Here is an 18,712-nt window from a genome sequence, read left to right as displayed (position 1 = left end):
ACTTTTTATAATTATGGTTGAAAACCATTAAAATACTATGCACAGAGAGTGCCAATGAAGGATTTTATTTAAATACAATCAACTATAAGAATATCAAACCAAACACTGCTACAGGATGGTTAATATCAACCATCATGACTGGCTGTTATAAACCAGGCTTAAACCACGCAAGGTTGTTATGTAGCTTCGTCACTTCACCAATAATCACTAAGGTTGGTGCTGCCGGTTGTTCTTTCTCAGCTAAAGCCGGTAACGCTGAAATAGTGCTAACCCAGACTTTTTGATTTTCTGTAGTGCCTTGCTGTACTAGCGCTGCTGGCATATCGGCCGACATCCCATGAGCCAATAATTGTTTACTCAGTTGCGGTAAACCTGCAAGACCCATATAGACAACCACGGTTTGTCTGGGCTGAACAAGACTTGCCCAGTTTAACTCCAACTCACCTTCTTTCAGTTGACCCGTCACGAAAACACAGCTTTGAGCATAATCTCGATGTGTTAACGGTATACCTGCATAGCTTGCACAACCTGATGCAGCAGTTATACCCGGCACAACTTGAAACGGAATTTTTTCATCGGCCAAGGTATCAATTTCTTCACCACCGCGACCGAAGATAAAGGGATCGCCACCTTTGAGCCGCAAAACACGCTTGCCCTGTTGCGCATGCTCTAACAGCAGTTGGTTGATTTCTTCCTGCCGGACCGCATGCCATGCACGTTGCTTACCCACATAGATCAATTCAGCTTCTTTACGAACCAAAGACAAGATTTCTTTGCTTACCAATCGGTCGTAAAACACCACATCTGCCTGCTGCATTAAACGCAGGGCTTTAAACGTTAATAATTCAGGATCGCCCGGGCCGGCGCCGACTAGGTAGACTTCCCCGCGCTCTAAAGACTCATTACTGGGATCGGCAAGCTTGTTTAATAAGGTTTTCTCGGCAAGTTCATCACGCCCAGCCAACATGTGATCAGCTACAGGGCCTTCCAAAACAGATTCCCAAAAGCGGCGACGCTGACTCAACTTGCTGAATTTTTGCTTGACCGCATCACGGTAGCGTCCTACCAGTTGCCCTAAATGGCTATAACTGGGAGGAATCAATGTTTCAAGTCTGGCTCTGAGGTTTCTTGCCAGAATGGGTGAATCACCACCACTTGATACCGCGACAATAATGGGTGAACGATCAAGAATTGAAGCAAGAATAAAATCACATGTATCTGGATTATCTGCGACATTCACCAGAATATTTTTGGCTTGTGCAGCCAAATGAACTTCAGCGTTGACAGCTTCATCATCTGTTGCCGCTAGAATTAAACGCTGCTGAGTCACCTGTGACTTGTCAAAGCGTGCTTCGACCCACGTCAAATCGCCATTATCAACTAGCTTCCGGGTTGTTGCAGAGAGTGCTGGGGCAACAACAGTCACCTTTGCCTGAGCTTTAAGTAATAAACCTGCTTTACGGGCCGCAATATCGCCGCCGCCAACAACAAGACAGTCTTGCTGCTTTAAATCTATAAATATCGGTAGGTATTCCATGCTTTCTTATTTTGTTAGTGGCAATGCCAAGCCTTGTAGGGTATAGCCGTCATTGAGATTTTGAACAAACGCAACAACAGTGAGATCTTGCTGCTTCCAGTCTTCTGCCAACGCAATATCTGTCTCAATGTGTGTACGTCCATTGGCATCAAGATCAAACGGCCCTAACCAGCGTCGCACCAGATTTTGGTGGTTAAACGTAGCGCCTATATTATCACCGCCCTTAATTTCGCTGATGATATTGTTTTCTGTCAGAGCAAGATAGAATTTGGCATATTGGCGATTATCATCACCCGTTACATCAACATTCGCAGTAATTCTGAGTTGTTCGTGTTTTTTCTCAGCGTGTAGTTTTATCTCTGCCTCTGCATCGAAGTCGTTAATAAACTCGATGGCCTCAATACCATGATCACGCCAGTTATAAACGACTTCACCACTGATAAAAAATTCAGGCGTAAACACTGTCTGGTATAAATTGAGTCGTGCCAACTGTTTTTGCCGTTCTGAAAATACAGGTTTGGCAAATTTGTCCACCCAGTTTTTTTTATCATCCAGATAATCAACATGAAACCCCAACACAATCATGTGTTCATCAGTTATGTCTTGCTCGGGTAATTGATGTAGCCAACGCTCTGCTGCAGGACATAAACCACAGCCTTCTGCGGTGAATAATTCAATAACCGCTTTTTGTTTTTCACCACTTTCCGCCTGCCACTGTTGTGCATATGCCGTGATTGGCAGCATTATCAACAGGCACATGAACGCTAGACTTTTTTTCAACATCATTCAGCTCTCTTTTTCAGCTTTCTCTATTGAGAGAGCTGACATTGATCCAGAGTTCCGCTCACTTGCATCAGTGATAATGGCTAACTCACGCAGTACTGCGGTGGCATAGGAACCTGCAGGCAGGAAAAATGAAAGGTGGAGATTAGTGTCTTCAAACGCCCACTCAAGCTGTTCAGGATGAAGGCGCAGGGCGCGACGTTCTTGTTTCAACCCTACCCGCTCCAACCCCTGCTGCCAATCTGTCCAGTCATTAAGCACAGCCGTTTCCAGATCTAGGCTTGCTGAATGCGTCAAAGCTTGTCCCCTGCCCCACAAAGGTCCGGTTGGATGAATATCAAATTGTTCTAAACGTGATTGAATTGAGTCATCATTATCATCCGCCTCAAAATAGCTAGCACGGGTACCAGCCAGTTGCATCACATCGCCCGAAAGTTGCTTTGTCCAGTTATTTTGCATAATCCTCTCGGAAAGCACTAAATTGAATAACCAGGAACGTGCTGCGGACAACACAATACTTCGCTGCTGACGCTGCTTCGGTTTTTTACCTTCAACCATCCAGCGCTGAGCTTTGTCTAAATTACCGTAATGATGACCAAAACGTTGTTCAGCAAAATAGTTAGGCACACCGGCACGTTTGACTGTATCGAGGCTTTGTTCCCAAATTGCTCTATCGCCCTCAATATCACGAAGTGTCAGGTGAAAATAATTACCCGTTAATACACCGCGTTTAAGCTTTTTATTATGGCGTGTCACACGTTTGATACGGCAGTTATCAGCATCAAACAAAGTCCAGTCAGGTTCGTCATAGCCTTCAAGGTTAATACTGAACCATTGCGTTGTGACAGCATGCCGATCTTTCATACCAGCATAACCAATTGCAACATCTGCTACACCTGCAAATCGCGCGAGTTGTTTTGCTAACCAATCAGAATTACTACCCACTTTTTCTATCAGCAACATTACGTGTCCGCCCTGACCTTGCGGCTCGAACGGGATACACTCATCTACTTGAAAATCAGCGGCTTGCTGACGTATTTTTGCACGACATAGCAGCGCATCAGGGTTAGCATGTGCCAGTATTGAAAAATCAAACTGACGCATATTAATCAGCCTGAAAAATTAAGGTGACAGCATGCGCAGCAATACCTTCTTTTCGTCCTGCAAACCCTAACTTTTCGGTTGTGGTTGCCTTGATATTGATAGCCGTGTCAGCGATAGCGAGGTCTTCAGCAAGTACACTTCGCATTGCTGGAATGTAAGGCGCAAGTTTTGGAGCCTGAGCAATCACAGTGGCATCTATATTGCCGACTTTCCAACCAAGATCAGTGAGATCGGATATGACGCGTCTTAATAACACTCGACTATCGATATTTTTGAAGGCTGCATCTGTGTCAGGAAAGTGATGGCCAATATCCCATAAGCCAGCCGCACCCAATAAAGCATCACAGACCGCATGAATCAGCACATCACCGTCAGAGTGTGCCTCAAGACCATGACTATGCGGTATCGTCATGCCACCAATAATTAATGGGCGATTTTCAATAAAGCGATGCACATCATAGCCATGTCCAATACGCATCATTTATCTCCAGCCTGCTGTTGCAAATATAATTGAGCCAACGCTAAATCTTGTGGCATCGTAATTTTAATATTATCGCTATGACCTTCAACTATCATCGGTTCCCATCCTGCCTGCTCCATAGCACTGGCCTCATCCGTCACCGTCAAACCGTCTTTAGCTGCCGTGAATAATGCTGTTTTGAGTTTATTCAACCTGAACATCTGCGGTGTCACCGCGCGCCACAAACCCTTTCTGCAGACGGTTTCTTGAATAAGGTGATTGGCGTCAACGCGTTTCACTGTATCGGTGACAGGTATACCTAAAATACCGCCGACATGATGCGTCAACAAGCTCTGCAACATACGATCAATATCTTCATGACGAAGACAAGGCCTCGCCGCATCATGGACTAATACCCATGGATCACTATCATGCTGCTCGGCCAATAAGGTCAGCGCATTTAAAACGGAATCCGAACGCGCTTTGCCGCCCTCTGCAATGAGCAATTGGCAAGGTAAGTCGATGTTTAGTGTTGTCCACCAAGGATCATCTTTCGCCAACGCCACAACGATTCCTTCAATATCAGGATGATAGGCTAGACGTTCTAAGGTGTGTTGAAGTACTGGTTTGTTAGCTAAGGGAAGGTACTGCTTTGGAATATCAGCCTGCATACGACTGCCGATGCCAGCCGCTGGCACCACAGCCCAGACTTTTTCAGTCTTGCTCATCAGTCTCTTCAATGACGTGGAAAAAGGTTTCACCGGGTTTAACCATACCCAGTTCACTTCGGGCGCGTTCTTCTAGGGCATCTAAACCGCTTTTCAGATCTTGCACTTCTGCGGCTAAAACCTGATTGCGTTCAATGAGTTTTTCATTATCGATTTTTTGCTTCTCTACTTGATGATGTAAACGAAGCAAAGAAGGTAGCCCGTCATGACTCAACCATAGTCGGTATTGCAACAATATCAGCAACACGGTTAACACAATCATGACGGGTTTAATCATAAAGCAGTAATTACTTCAGATTGAATGCCTTCATACCCGGATAGCTAGCCGCATTGCCCAGCTCAGCTTCAATACGCAGCAACTGGTTATATTTTGCAACACGGTCAGAACGAGATAATGAACCGGTTTTAATCTGCCCTGCGTTAGTCGCAACCGCCAAATCAGCAATTGTAGTGTCTTCGGTTTCACCACTACGGTGAGACACAACAGCTGTGTAGCCGTTTGCTTTAGCAAGGTTGATTGCATCCAAGGTTTCAGACAGCGTTCCAATTTGGTTGACTTTGATCAGGATAGAATTACCGACACCCTTATCAATACCTTGTTGTAAGATTTTCGGGTTGGTGACAAACAAGTCATCACCGACCAGCTGTACTTTGTCACCGATCTTATCGGTCAACAATTTCCAGCCATCCCAATCGTTTTCGTCCATACCGTCTTCAATACTGATAATGGGGAAACGTTCAACCCAATCTGCCAATAAATCAGCAAATTCTGCCGAACTTAAAGAACGGTTTTCTGAAGCCAAAACGTACTGACCATCTTTGTAGAATTCAGAACTTGCCGCATCTAAAGCCAGCATAATATCTTTACCAGGCTCATAGCCGGCATTTTTAATCGCTTCAAGAATGACGTCAATCGCCGCTTCATTAGAGGGTAAATCTGGTGCAAAGCCACCTTCATCACCGACAGCGGTATTCAAACCACGACTGTTTAATACTTTTTTCAGTTCATGAAAGACTTCAGCACCATAACGAACGGCTTCACTAATATTTGCTGCACCTACGGGCATAATCATGAATTCTTGCAAGTCGACACTGTTATCGGCGTGTGAACCACCATTAATGATGTTCATCATTGGCACAGGCATGACTGTATCGCCATCTGTTGCTAAAAATTTGTATAGTGGTTTTTTAGCATCGGCGGCGGCCGCACGTGCCGTTGCCATAGAAATAGCCAGTAAAGCATTGGCTCCAAGGCGACTTTTGTTCTCTGTGCCGTCTGTTGCAATTAATTTATTGTCGAGAGCGCGTTGGTCAGTTGCTTCCATCCCTAATACTGCTTCACGCAATTCGCCATTTACTGCCGCGACAGCATTCAATACGCCTTTACCTAAATAACGCTGTTTATCACCATCACGCAATTCAACGGCTTCACGCTCGCCAGTTGACGCACCTGATGGTACGGCTGCACGGCCAATTGCACCACTTTCAAGCACCACATCTGCTTCAACAGTAGGATTACCGCGTGAATCCAAAATTTCTCGTGCTCTTACATCAATGATTTTGCTCAATGCTCTGCTCCCGTATAAATATCTAAACTGTTACTACAGACTCAACGACCGGCTAACAGCTCGTCTTCGATAAAGTCTTGTTGTTTTACTGTTGTGTCGATTGCCTGCAAGGTTTCAAGCAAGGCTGACATTTTGTGTAATGGCCAGGAATTTGGGCCATCACTTAATGCTTTTTCTGGCTCAGGGTGGGTTTCCATAAACACACCTGCAACGCCTGTTGCTACCGCTGCACGAGCAAGTACCGGTACAAACTCACGTTGACCGCCTGATGCACCGCCCTGACCACCGGGTTGTTGGACTGAGTGCGTTGCATCAAATACCACCGGGCAATCCATGTGCCGCATCTGTGGCAGGCCACGCATATCTGAAATCAATGTGTTGTAACCAAATGACGTGCCGCGTTCACACAACATAATTTGTTGATTACCCGTTGATTTCGCTTTATCCGCGACGTGCTGCATGTCCCAAGGTGCCAAAAACTGACCCTTTTTGATGTTGACCGGTAAGCCCTGGCTTGCCACATTGACGATGAAATTTGTTTGACGACACAAAAAAGCCGGGGTTTGCAAAACATCGACCACGCTGGCTACTTCTGCTAAAGGCGTATCTTCGTGTACGTCAGTAAGCACAGGCAAGTTGAACTCTTTTTTCACTTTTTCAAGAATCGCTAAACCGGCTTCAACGCCAGGGCCACGATAACTTTTAGTTGACGTCCGGTTTGCCTTGTCAAAAGATGATTTATAGATCAGAGAAATACCGAGCTTATCGGTAATTTCTTTTAACTGACCAGCCACATCCATCGTCATCTGTTCGCTTTCGATCACACAGGTACCGGCAATCAGAAACAGTGGTTGCTTGCCGCCCACTTCATGTCCACAAAGGTTCATTAGGCTTTGCCTCCTTGATCACGATTGTTTTTGGCTGCAGTAATAAAGCCTTCAAACAAGGGATGACCATGGCGTGGCGTTGAAGTAAATTCAGGATGGAACTGACATGCAACAAACCACTGGTGTTCTGGAATTTCGATCATCTCTGCCAAGCTCTGATCTTGTGACATACCTGAAAAAACCAGCCCGGCCTGTTCCAGTTTTTCCATGTAGTTATTATTGAATTCATAGCGGTGACGATGACGCTCAATAATTTCATCCGCGCCATAGATTTTTTGCGCCAGGCTGCCCGGTTTTAATTGGCAAGGGTAACCGCCCAAACGCATCGTTCCACCTAAGTCAGAGTCATGGTCACGCTGTTCGACGCTGCCATCTTCTTTTTGCCACTCGGTAATCAAGCCAATCACCGGATCTGGTGTATTAAGATCAAACTCGGTGCTGTATGCCTCAGGCATGTTCGCTTTGTGGCGAGCGTACTCGATTACAGCGACCTGCATACCCAAACAGATACCCAGGTAAGGAATATTGTTTTCGCGGGCAAAGCGGGCAGTGGCAATCATGCCTTCAACACCTCGCTCACCAAAACCACCCGGCACCAGAATCGCATCCATATTATTTATGCAGTCAGTGCCCTGCTGTTCTACCTGCTCAGAATCGACATAGTGCACATTCACTTTGGTACGAGTGTGAATACCGGCATGGATCAACGACTCAGAAAGCGACTTATAGGCTTCTGTCAGATCCATATACTTACCCACCATAGCAATATTTACTTCGCCCAGTGGATTACTCAGATTTTCATATACCTGCTGCCATTGACTCAGATCCGCTGGTTTAGCATCAAGTCCCAGTTGTTTAACAACGATGTCGTCCAGACCTTGGCGATGCAATTCCATCGGAATTTTGTAGATACTATCGACATCAACACAAGAGACGACAGATTTTTCAGGCACATTGGTAAACAAGGCGATCTTGCGACGCTCAGACTCAGGTAAAGGTCTATCCATACGACAGACCAACACATCAGGTTGAATACCAATCGTCCGTAGCTCTTTCACTGAGTGCTGCGTCGGTTTGGTTTTGATTTCCCCCGCTGAAGCGATATAAGGAACCAGCGTCAGATGGAGGAATAAAGCACGTTCACGCCCCAGTTCTGTTGCCATTTGACGAATGGTCTCCAGAAACGGCAATGACTCGATATCACCTACGGTGCCACCGATTTCGATCAATGCGACATCGGCGTCATCCGCACCTTCAAAAATACAGCGTTTAATTTCATCGGTGATATGCGGAATTACCTGAACCGTATTACCCAAATATTCACCGCGACGCTCTTTGCGAATGACATTCTCGTAAATCTGGCCGGTAGTGTGATTGTTGCGGCTCGTCATATCCGCATCAATAAAACGCTCGTAGTGACCCAAGTCGAGATCGGTTTCAGCACCGTCTTCAGTCACAAATACCTCACCATGCTGAAGTGGGCTCATGGTGCCCGGATCAACATTGATGTATGGATCTAGCTTGACCAGTGTGACTTTCAGGCCTCGAGCTTCAAGAATAGCAGCCAGTGATGCCGCTGCGATTCCCTTACCAAGAGACGAAACAACACCACCAGTGACAAAAATAAATTTAGTCATATTATGGAGAAATCATTAAAAACGACGCGGCCAGAATAGCTGCGCTCAAAATACGGTATAAATTATCAGAATTGACCTTTTCGCTCAATGAAAATATGGTTTATTCGACCGGTTCGAGATACGGTAACCAGCCTTTCTCACCTATATCAGCGGCGTAGTGCTCAGCATAGCCATAGCCCACCACAGCAACCAACTCCTGCTCCACGAAAAGTAGCGGGATAAATTGTCGTTGCCAAGGAGGTACACCCCACTCCTGAAAAAGTTGTTTTAGCGCTTTATGCTGAGAATGTCCCTGCAACCTGATCTTCTCACCACCCTGGCGAAATTTAAGCTGTAACGGCCCTTTGGCAACATGACTTTTCAACCCCTGCCCTGACACAACTTGCCATTTCAGCCAACGTCCATCCGTCAACTCAAGTTCGCTAGCCCCCTCGATGTGTTGCTCGGTCAACTCAGTGTTGGTCGTTTTCACAGCTTGAATAATCAGTTGATCTCGATAACGCCTGATTTCAGCGCCAGGCCAGTGAACATGGGGTGACTTATCTTCAGCAGCTGAACACACTTCATCGATGACACGTTGCAACACAACAGTTGACGGTAGGTTCAGGTCACATTGCTCAATCGAAAATCGCAGTAAATTACGTTGTCTGGGCTCAGATAGCCCAGTTAAAGCAGATATAGACAGAATGTTAGGCGGTTCAATACAAACGCGTTGTGCGTCCAACTGAGCAAGTTCTTGCAGTAACACGGTTGCTTCCCGACAGTGATCGGCAGTTCGGCTCATTGTTTTAGCGACAGCTGGCCAGCGGCTTTCTAAGTTGGGAAACACCTGATGGCGTAGGTAATTGCGATTTAGCGTTAAATCTGCATTGCTAGGGTCTTCAATCCAGCTCAACTGGTGAAGCTGAGCATAATCTAGAATATCGGCTTTACTAAGCCCTAACAGCGGACGAAGAATCGTCATTCCTTTCATCGTAGATTCACGGCCCATAGCACTCAAACCACTGGGGCCAGAACCGCGGAGCAATTGCAACATCAGGGTTTCAGCCTGATCCTGTTGATGTTGAGCTGTGACTAAGACTTCATTTTCGAATAACGCTGACGAAAAGGCTTGATAACGTGCCTGCCGTGCAGCAGCCTCCAGCCCTAAATTATCGATATTTTCAACTGTGACTGTCAGAGATTCAAATTTGATATCTATGGATTTCGAAACAGAGGCACAGTGATCACGCCATTTGTCTGATTCTGCGTGTAAGCCATGATCAACGTAAATAGCGCGTATCGATGTAAGCTGAGGATGCTGTGTATTCGCCAACAGATGCAATAACACATGTGAATCAACGCCGCCGCTGTAAGCAATGCAAACAGGGCGGCCCGCGACCAGTTTGATCAGATCGACAATGATTTGCTGGGGGTTAAAAGCCACCCCCAGGATTATCCCTCAAATTCGCCGTAGCTCAGCAGGCGTTGCTGACGGCGTTTAATCAGGTTATCGCTGGAAACGGCTTCCAACTCTTTAATTTTTGCTTCAATCGCTTTTTTGACATTTTCTGCCATAACATCAACATCACGATGCGCCCCACCCAGCGGTTCCGGCACAATTTCATCGATAAGTTTGAGTTCTTTCAAACGACCTGAAGTGACCCCTAAGGTCGCCGCAGCATCAGAGGCTTTCTCAGCACTTTTCCACAAAATAGATGCACAGCCTTCCGGTGAAATCACAGAGTAGATACTGTATTCCAGCATCATTAAATGATCTGCAACGCCCACAGCTAAGGCACCACCGGAGCCACCTTCACCGATAACGGTACTGATGATTGGTGTTTTCAGCTGTGCCATTTCAAACAGATTGCGAGCAATCGCTTCACTCTGACCACGCTCTTCAGCACCAATACCCGGATAGGCACCCGGTGTATCGATAAAGGTAATCACTGGCAAACCAAATCGTTCTGCCATTTTCATAATTCGCAATGCTTTGCGATAGCCTTCCGGGCGCGGCATGCCAAAATTACGTGCTACTTTTTCTTTAGTATCACGTCCTTTCTGATGGCCAATAACAGCAACCGGACGTCCATTTAGTCGACCCAAGCCTGTTACCAAAGCGGCATCGTCACCATAAGTACGGTCGCCATGCAGCTCTTCAAAGTCAGTAATAATAAGATTGATGTAATCCAGCGTATAAGGTCGCTGAGGGTGACGAGCCATTTGCGTAACCTGCCACGGTGTTAACGACGAAAAAATGGACTTGGTCAGCGAGGCGCTTTTTTCCTTTAACTTTTGAATTTCCTCAGTGATGTTGAGATCACTATCGTTGCTCATATAACGCAACTCATCAATCTTGGCTTCCAGCTCGGCGATAGGCTGTTCGTAGTCAAGGAAATTTAACTGCATCAGGTTTACCTTAAATTCAAATTTGTCGGATTATACACGTTGCCGCTTGGCAAAACTCAATTGAGGATTAATTCATCGTCAGTATCGTTGTCCATCGCCCCTTCACCAAGACGAATAGCGAGACTCAAATCATTACGTGAATCAGCATTGCGTAATGCTTCTTCTTCACTGATTTTACCGGCTTTTAACAGCGTCAGTAAGGCTTGATCAAACGTAATCGTACCGGGGTCATTGGTTTCTTTCATGGCATCTTTGATGCCGCCAATTTCACCTTTGTTGATGAGTTCTGCGATATAGGGTGAATTCAACATAATCTCCACCGCCGGGACTCGAGCAGTGCCATCTACCGTAGGGAGCAGTCGCTGTGAAACAATGGCTCGTAAATTCAGAGACAAATCCATCAATAATTGGCGGTGTAAGGTTTCAGGGAAAAAGTTAACGATACGGTCTAGAGCTTGGTTAGCATTGTTGGAGTGTAAAGTGGCCAAACACAAGTGACCAGTCTCAGCGTAATTGATGGCATGTTTCATCGTTTCCATATCGCGCACCTCACCGATAAGAATCACATCGGGCGCTTCACGCAAAGCGTTTTTGAGCGCATTCTCGTATGAGAGCGTATCAATGCCAACCTCACGCTGCTGAACAATAGAGCGCTCATGTTGATGGACAAATTCCAATGGGTCTTCAATCGTCAAAATATGTGAACTGGAGTGACGGTTACGATGGCCTATCATGGAAGCCAATGTGGTTGATTTACCAGAACCTGTGGCTCCCACAACCAGAATCAATCCACGTTTTTCTTCAATGACATCACCTAAGACAGGTGGCAGATTCATTTCTTCAAAGCGCGGTATGACAGTTTTGATATAACGAATGACAATCGAGCATTCGCCTCGCTGACGAAAGATATTAACCCGGAAACGGCCAACACCTTTCAAAGGCACGGCAAAGTTCATCTCCATGGTGTGTTCAAACTCAGCGATCTGTTCGTCATTCATCAACGAATATGCCATTTCTTTGACATCGCCCGGTGCTAACTTCTGACTACCAACGGGACGGATCACCCCTTGAATCTTGATATGAGGTTCTGTCCCTGTACAAAAGAACATGTCTGAAGCTTCTTTATCAGCCATCAGCCTGAGATAAGGTGTCATGTCCACGTGGTGATCCTCTCCATGTTGTACTTAAACCATTAAACTAATCGTACACGATACCGGTAAACCAATGAAATAACTTTAGGTATTCGCTCGGATAATCTAAGTTTTCGTGTTATTCCATCTTCATTCTTAATTAAGATTTATAACGTATTGTGACCGAAGCGCTGGCAGGAATTGAAAGCAATTGATTAATTAAGGTATCGCTAGGCGTTACCTGCCACTCATCACCAAGATTGATCCGGGCTTTTGCCGTCTGGTTTTGATAGTTTAACTCCAGCCCCAATGCGCCACCTCGAAACGGACTTAAGGTTGTTTTGAGTTGCTCAACCCACTGCTGTGCCTGCTCGCTGTTTTCAAGATTAATCTGTAACGCTTGTCCAAAGGCTTCGCGAGCCCCAGTGATGTCAAAGACTTTTTCTGCTGTACCCGCCAAGCCACCGGTAAAGTTATCCTGACCAATTTTTCCCTGAATAACGACCAATTTATCAGGCTGAATAAAGCTCTGATACTGGTCATACACATCGGCAAATACACGCACTTCCAACCTGGCACTTTGATCATCAAGCGTAATAAACGCCATACGACCACCATTTTTTGATTTCATTGTGCGAATAGCCACAATTAAACCGGCCGTCAGCATCGGTTTTTCATTTCGCTGATAACCTTTCGACTCTGGGGCGTCCAGCTCATTGATTTTCTTTGGAATAAACTCAGCAAGTTCAGCTTCATAACGATCAATCGGGTGACCACTCAAATATAGACCAAGGGTTTCTTTTTCCGACTGTAATAACTGTTGTTCTGCCCACTCAGCTGCTATCTCCAGCGGCTCATCATCGGCAGAGTCAGAGTCTGGTGTTAGTCCAAACAGATCATTTTGACCGCTATCTTTATCACGTCGATGTTGATCAGCAATTTGCATTGCTTTGCTCAGACTTGCTTCCAGGCTAGCGCGATGTCCACCTAATGAGTCCAATGCACCGGCTTTAACCAAAGACTCCATCACACGACGGTTGATTTTGCGCATATCAACACGACGACAAAAATCATATAACGATTCGAATGCTTCGCCTTGCTCGCGTTCTGACACGATGCCGGCCAAGGCTGATTCACCGACACCTTTTATCGCGCCCAGACCATAGCGAATCGTGGTGCCATCTTCGACAGTAAATTTAATTTTGCTGTGATTCACATCAGGTGGCTGTACGGTCAGCTTCATGTCGCGACATTCATCAATCAAGCCAACGACTTTATCGGTATTATCCATATCAGCTGACAACACCGCTGCCATGAAAGCAGAAGGATAATGCGCTTTAAGCCATGCCGTTTGATAGGCCACTAAAGCATAGGCAGCGGAGTGAGATTTATTAAAGCCGTATTCCGCAAACTTCTCCATCAAGTCGAAAATGGGGCCCGCTTCTTTTTCCCCAATATCTCTACCGGCAGCCCCCTCCAAGAAGATTTGACGTTGTTTAGCCATTTCTTCGGGCTTTTTCTTACCCATCGCACGACGCAACATATCCGCGCCACCCAGACTGTAACCAGCCAGAATCTGGGCAATCTGCATGACCTGTTCCTGATAAACAATAACCCCGTAGGTTGGGCTTAACACAGGCTCTAGGTCTTGGTGTGGGTAATCCACTTTGGCGCGACCATGCTTACGGTTAACAAAGTCATCAACCATGCCTGACTGCAAAGGGCCGGGCCGGAACAAAGCCACCAAGGCGATGATATCTTCAAAATTATCCGGTTGAAGACGTTTCACCAACTCTTTCATGCCGCGTGATTCAAGCTGGAAAACGGCTGTTGTCTCGCAGCGCTTTAACAAGTCAAAGGTCGGCTTATCATCTAAAGGAAGATTAGTGATATCAATCTTGTCCGCCTCTTCGGCGGGTAATAAGGTTCTGACGTTATTCATCGCCCAATCAATGACCGTCAGTGTTTTTAGACCTAAAAAGTCAAATTTAACCAGGCCAACACTTTCAACATCATCTTTATCAAATTGTGACACCAGCCCAGCGCCATTATGTTCACAATATAGCGGCGTATATTCGGTTAATACCTTGGGCGCGATAACCACACCACCGGCGTGTTTACCAACATTTCGGGTCAAGCCTTCCAGTTGCAACGCCAAGTCAATCAGCGTTTTGACCTCTTCTTCCTTGTTATAACGCTCTTTCAATAAGGGCTCTTGTTCCAAGGCCTTAGTCAAAGTCATTTTGAGTTCAAACGGTACGAGCTTAGCTAGTTGATCGACAAAGCCGTATGGATGCCCTAACACCCGCCCCACATCTCGCAGCACGGCCTTTGCCGCCATGGTACCGAAGGTAATGATCTGGGATACATGATCACGGCCATAATGTTGTGATACATAATCGATAACGCGATCACGACCATCCATACAAAAGTCGACGTCGAAGTCAGGCAACGATACCCGTTCTGGATTCAGAAAACGTTCAAACAGCAGATCATATTCAAGCGGATCCAAATCCGTAATTTTGAGGGCATAAGCCACTAATGACCCGGCACCAGAACCCCGCCCTGGGCCAACTGGCACGGCATTATTTTTTGCCCATTGAATAAAGTCAGCAACAATCAAAAAGTAGCCAGGAAAGCCCATCGAATTAATGACATCTAACTCGATTTGTAGGCGCTCTTCATAACGATCTTTATTGGCCTCACGCTGAGTGGAATCAGGAAACAAGACCTCTAAACGCTCTGCCAAACCTTTGAATGATTCTTCGGAAAAAAACTCATCAATGGTCATGCCTTCCGGCACAGGAAAATCAGGCAAATAATGCTCACCCAGTGAGAGTTGCAAATTACAGCGTTTGGCGATTTCGACCGTATTTTCAATCGCTTCAGGAATATCATCGAACAAGGCGATCATATCCTCAGCGCTTCGCAGATACTGATGTTCAGAATAGTGTCTGGGCCTACGCGGATCATCCAACTGACGACCATCATGGATGCAGACTTTTGCTTCATGGGCTTCAAAATGTTGCGGTTGCAAAAAACGTACGTCATTTGATGCCACAACGGGGATTTGTCTATCACCTGCCAAGGCCACCGCTAATCTCAAAAAGCGTTCTTCATCCTCACGCCCTGTTCGAATCAACTCCAGATAGAAGCGGTCTGGAAATAATTGTTGCCAAAAGTTTAATTGCTGATCGATTTCATCCTTTTGATGATTCAACAAGGCCTTGCCTAACACGCCTTCACGACCACCTGATAAGCAAATCAGACCATCACTTTGACCTTCCAACCAGTCAGCTTCAATCATTGGCACGCCGAGCTGCTGGCCTTCCATATAGGCTCTGGACAACAGTCGCGACAGATTATGAAACCCTTCCAGATTCATACATAACAACACAAAACGTGTGCTGCTTTTAGCATCAGACGGATCTTTTAAACGCAGATCAGCACCCAAAATGGGTTTCACCCCGGCTTGCATGGCCGCGTTAAACAACTTCACAGCTGCAAATAAATTATGCTGATCGGTAATCGCAACCGCGGGCATTCCCGCTTCTGCCACAGCTTTGACAAGGGGTTTGACCCTGACTAAGCCATCTATCAGCGAATAGTCAGTGTGAAGATGTAAGTGAACAAACTGCTTGGACATGAATTAGGATTGACCTGTTTAACAACGATAGCTTATCGGGGAAACTCAACGGGACCGGGAATCTCATCGCCCAGTGTCTGACTGACTATTGCCTCAGCCTCTTGCTGTCCGCGTGAAAACGCATCTTGTTGTGACATACCGGGCTTAAACGCCTGTGCTGAAGGTGATGAAACATCACCACGCTTGAGATAGAGGGTTTGTGTTGGGTAAGCAAACTCAATCTCTAATTGGCGTGCTAAACGCAATATATCCAATAAGAACCGATGTCTCTCCCGCAGCTCCGTATTCCAGTCTGGCGTTGCCCAAAAGACATACACCAGAATATCTAACGATGCAGCCCCATATTCATTGAAATACACCTGATACATATCTTTACGCATGTACGGATGCATTTGAATAATCTTACGGATACCCTCACAAAAAGCTTCAATTCGTTCAGGCGGCGTATCGTAGGTGACCGCCAACATGCTTTTCATTCTGCGGTAACGACGTGCACCCATATTATCAATTTTGGTCGTCGTTAGAATCGAGTTTGGCATGGTCACTAATGAATTATAAAACGTCCGAACCCGAGTACTACGAAAACCTACTTCTTCGACCATGCCCTCAATGTCGCCGATAACAACCCAATCACCAATACTAAACGGGCGATCCAACAACACAGTGACGGAACCAAAAAAGTTACCTAACAGATCTTTAGCCGCTAAGGCGAATGCCAGACCACCGAGACCTAGCCCAGCCAATAAGCTTGTCACATCAATATTCAGATTATCTGCTGCAAATACAATCCCGATGACGACCACAAACACTTTCAGGCTCTTACTAATCATGGGAACCAGTAGATCATCAAATTTATTGCTGGTTCGCAGCGCTTTATTGGTCCATAACGCGTCAAAAATATCGACGACGCGAAACGCACTCCATATGCCGGATAGTGATACAAGCAACTTCACCGCCACCAGCAGGATTAATAAGGCGGTATCAGGCAAACCCAGCATGTTCAAGCCAGACCACCAAATCAACGCCATCGCCATCAAACCTAATGGTCTTAATACCGTACTATCAAGCGTTTCGAATGAGGGATGATTTTTTTGCCAGCGGCCCACATTAAACTTTAAAACCCAGGCTAAAACTTTATCCGCAATCGACCCCAGCACAATAATGAAAAACAGGCCCAACCATTGCCAATACTCAAGGATAAAGCCATGTTTCAAAAAAGCAGGCATCTGCGAACGCAACTGCACACTCGCTGGCAGAGATACCGCGGAGTCACCATTGGTATCAATGGTGTGGTTGTCCGTTAACGCCTGAAAAATATCTGGCACGTTATCGACCGTTTTACTGCTAAACAACCAGTTCTTCTGTTCATTCGCCTTGAGGACAATATTGCCTTCATCGCTGCGTAATAAAACATAGCTGGTCTTGAGCGTTTCAGCTGGAATATCGTCGATGTTAGGTATATCGGACAGTTGAAGAATGGTGAACAGTAAACGGGCTGTTTCTTCGCCACGTTCATCACGAATTAATTGACTGACAGCAGACAAATCCAAGGTTTCAACAGCCAATGATAATGAATCACGTTCTCCGGTAGTAACCTTGCTCATGGCATTGATAAATTGTTTTACAGTCGCTTGTGGACTTCGCAATTTCCCACTTTGACTGCTGCTTTCAACCGACTGTGACGGCTCTGCCGTGTTTTTACTATCCGCTGCAACGGTAGAGTAAACTCCCGCATGCGTTACGCTGGTCAGTAATAAGCTAAAGAGCAAAACACCTAGTCTCATCATGCCAAATTTAACTCCATTTCAGGATCTGGCGCATAGGCGGCAATCGTCTCGCTGGCCTGTTTCCATTCAGCTGTTGCCAGTAAGTCATCACGACTCATGCTGTGGCGACCGTGTAAGCGAACTAAGCGTGCATGACGCAGAGGATCAGGCTTGATCTGCAAACCGTCGATGACATTTTCAACGCTACCCGGATTGTTACACACCAGCACCATGTCACAGCCAGCCTCTAATGCGGCTTCGGCGCGTTCCAGTGGTCCGCCGATAAAGGCTGCCCCTTCCATACTCAAATCATCACTGAGTATTGCTCCTTGGAAGCCAAACCGTTCTCGCAAAATATCTTGCAGCCAAAAACGTGAAAAACCGGCTGGCATTGCATCATTTTTTTCGTACACGATGTGCGCTGGCATAATGCCTGCCAATTCTTTCTGACACAGTTGTCTGAATGGCAACATATCAGCCTGTAACATGTCTTCCAGATATCGATTATCTACTGGTAAACCGATGTGTGAGTCGACTTCGACAGCACCATGACCAGGAAAATGTTTACCCACGGCAGACATCCACGCTTTTTTCATACCATGAATATAGGCACGAGCGATGTCTGTTACCGCTTTAGGGTCACGGTGAAACGCCCTATCACCGATGACTTGGCTGACGCCGTAATTGAGGTCCAAAACGGGAGCAAAGCTAAAGTCAATGCCGACAGCACGCAGTTCAGCAGCCATCAGCCAGCCTGTTTGTTCCGCTTTTTGCAGCGCCGCCTGGGGGTGTTGCATATAGTCTTTACCAATCGCTGCAACAGGAGGAAGTCGGGTAAAGTCTTGACGGAAACGCTGGACTCGTCCCCCTTCGTGATCAACAGAAATCAGTAAATGGGGGTCGCGTAATTGATGAATCTCACTACATAAACGCGTGATTTGTTCCGCGGAGTCAAAATTGCGGCTGAACAGAATTACCCCGCCCACCAATGGGTGCTGCAGAATTTCCCGCTCTTCGGGGCTCAGTGTCGTACCGAGTAAGTCGACCATTAACGGGCCTAACGTCATAGCTTTGA

Annotated in this window: 15 protein-coding genes; all 15 read right to left on the bottom strand. The window is 46.1% G+C overall.

The genetic code is table 11. The features are described 5' to 3' along the window. Window positions 1-145 precede the first annotated feature (145 nt). Window positions 146-1,537, bottom strand: a complete 1,392-nt coding sequence (gene cysG / locus MDMS009_RS11540) for a siroheme synthase CysG (RefSeq protein ID WP_008291281.1) — start codon at window positions 1,535-1,537, stop codon at window positions 146-148. Between the two features lie 6 nt (window positions 1,538-1,543). Continuing rightward, window positions 1,544-2,323 (bottom strand): DUF1223 domain-containing protein, encoded by a 780-nt coding sequence (locus MDMS009_RS11535; RefSeq protein ID WP_043888234.1) that lies wholly within the window; start codon window positions 2,321-2,323, stop codon window positions 1,544-1,546. Next, on the bottom strand, window positions 2,324-3,424 hold the full coding sequence (gene truD / locus MDMS009_RS11530) for a tRNA pseudouridine(13) synthase TruD (RefSeq protein WP_008291213.1): 1,101 nt from the start codon (window positions 3,422-3,424) through the stop codon (window positions 2,324-2,326). 1 nt (window position 3,425) lies between these two features. Beyond that, a complete protein-coding gene (ispF, locus tag MDMS009_RS11525) occupies window positions 3,426-3,902 on the bottom strand; it encodes a 2-C-methyl-D-erythritol 2,4-cyclodiphosphate synthase (protein WP_043888233.1) in 477 nt (158 codons plus the stop codon). Beyond that, window positions 3,902-4,612 (bottom strand): 2-C-methyl-D-erythritol 4-phosphate cytidylyltransferase, encoded by a 711-nt coding sequence (gene ispD / locus MDMS009_RS11520; RefSeq protein ID WP_008291658.1) that lies wholly within the window; start codon window positions 4,610-4,612, stop codon window positions 3,902-3,904. Before ispD ends, ispF begins: the two co-directional genes overlap by 1 nt. Beyond that, complete coding sequence (gene ftsB / locus MDMS009_RS11515) at window positions 4,599-4,889, bottom strand: cell division protein FtsB (RefSeq protein WP_202811616.1); 291 nt, start codon at window positions 4,887-4,889, stop codon at window positions 4,599-4,601. The genes ispD and ftsB overlap by 14 nt, the downstream gene beginning before the upstream one ends. A gap of 10 nt (window positions 4,890-4,899) precedes the next feature. Continuing rightward, the gene (eno, locus tag MDMS009_RS11510; protein WP_008291525.1) at window positions 4,900-6,180 is read right to left on the bottom strand and encodes a phosphopyruvate hydratase; all 1,281 of its coding nucleotides are present in this window, start codon (window positions 6,178-6,180) and stop codon (window positions 4,900-4,902) included. Window positions 6,181-6,221: 41 nt separating this feature from the next. After that, the gene (kdsA, locus tag MDMS009_RS11505; RefSeq protein ID WP_008291413.1) at window positions 6,222-7,067 is read right to left on the bottom strand and encodes a 3-deoxy-8-phosphooctulonate synthase; all 846 of its coding nucleotides are present in this window, start codon (window positions 7,065-7,067) and stop codon (window positions 6,222-6,224) included. Then, window positions 7,067-8,704, bottom strand: coding sequence for a CTP synthase (locus MDMS009_RS11500; RefSeq protein WP_008291627.1), 1,638 nt, complete (start codon window positions 8,702-8,704; stop codon window positions 7,067-7,069). The genes kdsA and MDMS009_RS11500 overlap by 1 nt, the downstream gene beginning before the upstream one ends. Before the next feature lie 100 nt (window positions 8,705-8,804). After that, on the bottom strand, window positions 8,805-10,130 hold the full coding sequence (gene tilS, locus MDMS009_RS11495) for a tRNA lysidine(34) synthetase TilS (protein WP_008291498.1): 1,326 nt from the start codon (window positions 10,128-10,130) through the stop codon (window positions 8,805-8,807). A gap of 8 nt (window positions 10,131-10,138) precedes the next feature. Continuing rightward, complete coding sequence (locus tag MDMS009_RS11490; RefSeq protein WP_008291216.1) at window positions 10,139-11,095, bottom strand: acetyl-CoA carboxylase carboxyltransferase subunit alpha; 957 nt, start codon at window positions 11,093-11,095, stop codon at window positions 10,139-10,141. A gap of 56 nt (window positions 11,096-11,151) precedes the next feature. Beyond that, window positions 11,152-12,255, bottom strand: coding sequence for a PilT/PilU family type 4a pilus ATPase (locus MDMS009_RS11485; protein ID WP_008291632.1), 1,104 nt, complete (start codon window positions 12,253-12,255; stop codon window positions 11,152-11,154). Window positions 12,256-12,385: 130 nt separating this feature from the next. Then, window positions 12,386-15,871 (bottom strand): DNA polymerase III subunit alpha, encoded by a 3,486-nt coding sequence (gene dnaE / locus MDMS009_RS11480; protein ID WP_008291703.1) that lies wholly within the window; start codon window positions 15,869-15,871, stop codon window positions 12,386-12,388. Between the two features lie 32 nt (window positions 15,872-15,903). Continuing rightward, window positions 15,904-17,658: a mechanosensitive ion channel family protein gene (locus MDMS009_RS11475; RefSeq protein ID WP_008291494.1), complete on the bottom strand. Its 1,755-nt coding sequence runs from the start codon at window positions 17,656-17,658 to the stop codon at window positions 15,904-15,906. Further along, complete coding sequence (gene nagZ / locus MDMS009_RS11470) at window positions 17,655-18,704, bottom strand: beta-N-acetylhexosaminidase (protein ID WP_008291587.1); 1,050 nt, start codon at window positions 18,702-18,704, stop codon at window positions 17,655-17,657. The genes MDMS009_RS11475 and nagZ overlap by 4 nt, the downstream gene beginning before the upstream one ends. Between the last annotated feature and the right edge of the window lie 8 nt (window positions 18,705-18,712).

Origin of the sequence: Methylophaga thiooxydans DMS010, assembly GCF_000156355.1 — a bacterium.
Classification (GTDB): Bacteria; Pseudomonadota; Gammaproteobacteria; order Nitrosococcales; family Methylophagaceae; genus Methylophaga; species Methylophaga thiooxydans.
The sequence above is the reverse complement of the archived record's forward strand: the minus strand, read 5'-3'. Positions and strand labels throughout refer to the sequence as shown.

Coding starts and splice junctions, on each gene's coding strand:
- cysG (WP_008291281.1), bottom strand. CDS start 1,537: ATGGAATACCTACCGATATTTATAGATTTAAAGCAGCAAGACTGTCTT.
- MDMS009_RS11535 (WP_043888234.1), bottom strand. CDS start 2,323: ATGATGTTGAAAAAAAGTCTAGCGTTCATGTGCCTGTTGATAATGCTG.
- truD (WP_008291213.1), bottom strand. CDS start 3,424: ATGCGTCAGTTTGATTTTTCAATACTGGCACATGCTAACCCTGATGCG.
- ispF (WP_043888233.1), bottom strand. CDS start 3,902: ATGCGTATTGGACATGGCTATGATGTGCATCGCTTTATTGAAAATCGC.
- ispD (WP_008291658.1), bottom strand. CDS start 4,612: ATGAGCAAGACTGAAAAAGTCTGGGCTGTGGTGCCAGCGGCTGGCATC.
- ftsB (WP_202811616.1), bottom strand. CDS start 4,889: ATGATTAAACCCGTCATGATTGTGTTAACCGTGTTGCTGATATTGTTG.
- kdsA (WP_008291413.1), bottom strand. CDS start 7,067: ATGAACCTTTGTGGACATGAAGTGGGCGGCAAGCAACCACTGTTTCTG.
- MDMS009_RS11500 (WP_008291627.1), bottom strand. CDS start 8,704: ATGACTAAATTTATTTTTGTCACTGGTGGTGTTGTTTCGTCTCTTGGT.
- MDMS009_RS11490 (WP_008291216.1), bottom strand. CDS start 11,095: ATGCAGTTAAATTTCCTTGACTACGAACAGCCTATCGCCGAGCTGGAA.
- dnaE (WP_008291703.1), bottom strand. CDS start 15,871: ATGTCCAAGCAGTTTGTTCACTTACATCTTCACACTGACTATTCGCTG.
- MDMS009_RS11475 (WP_008291494.1), bottom strand. CDS start 17,658: ATGATGAGACTAGGTGTTTTGCTCTTTAGCTTATTACTGACCAGCGTA.
- nagZ (WP_008291587.1), bottom strand. CDS start 18,704: ATGACGTTAGGCCCGTTAATGGTCGACTTACTCGGTACGACACTGAGC.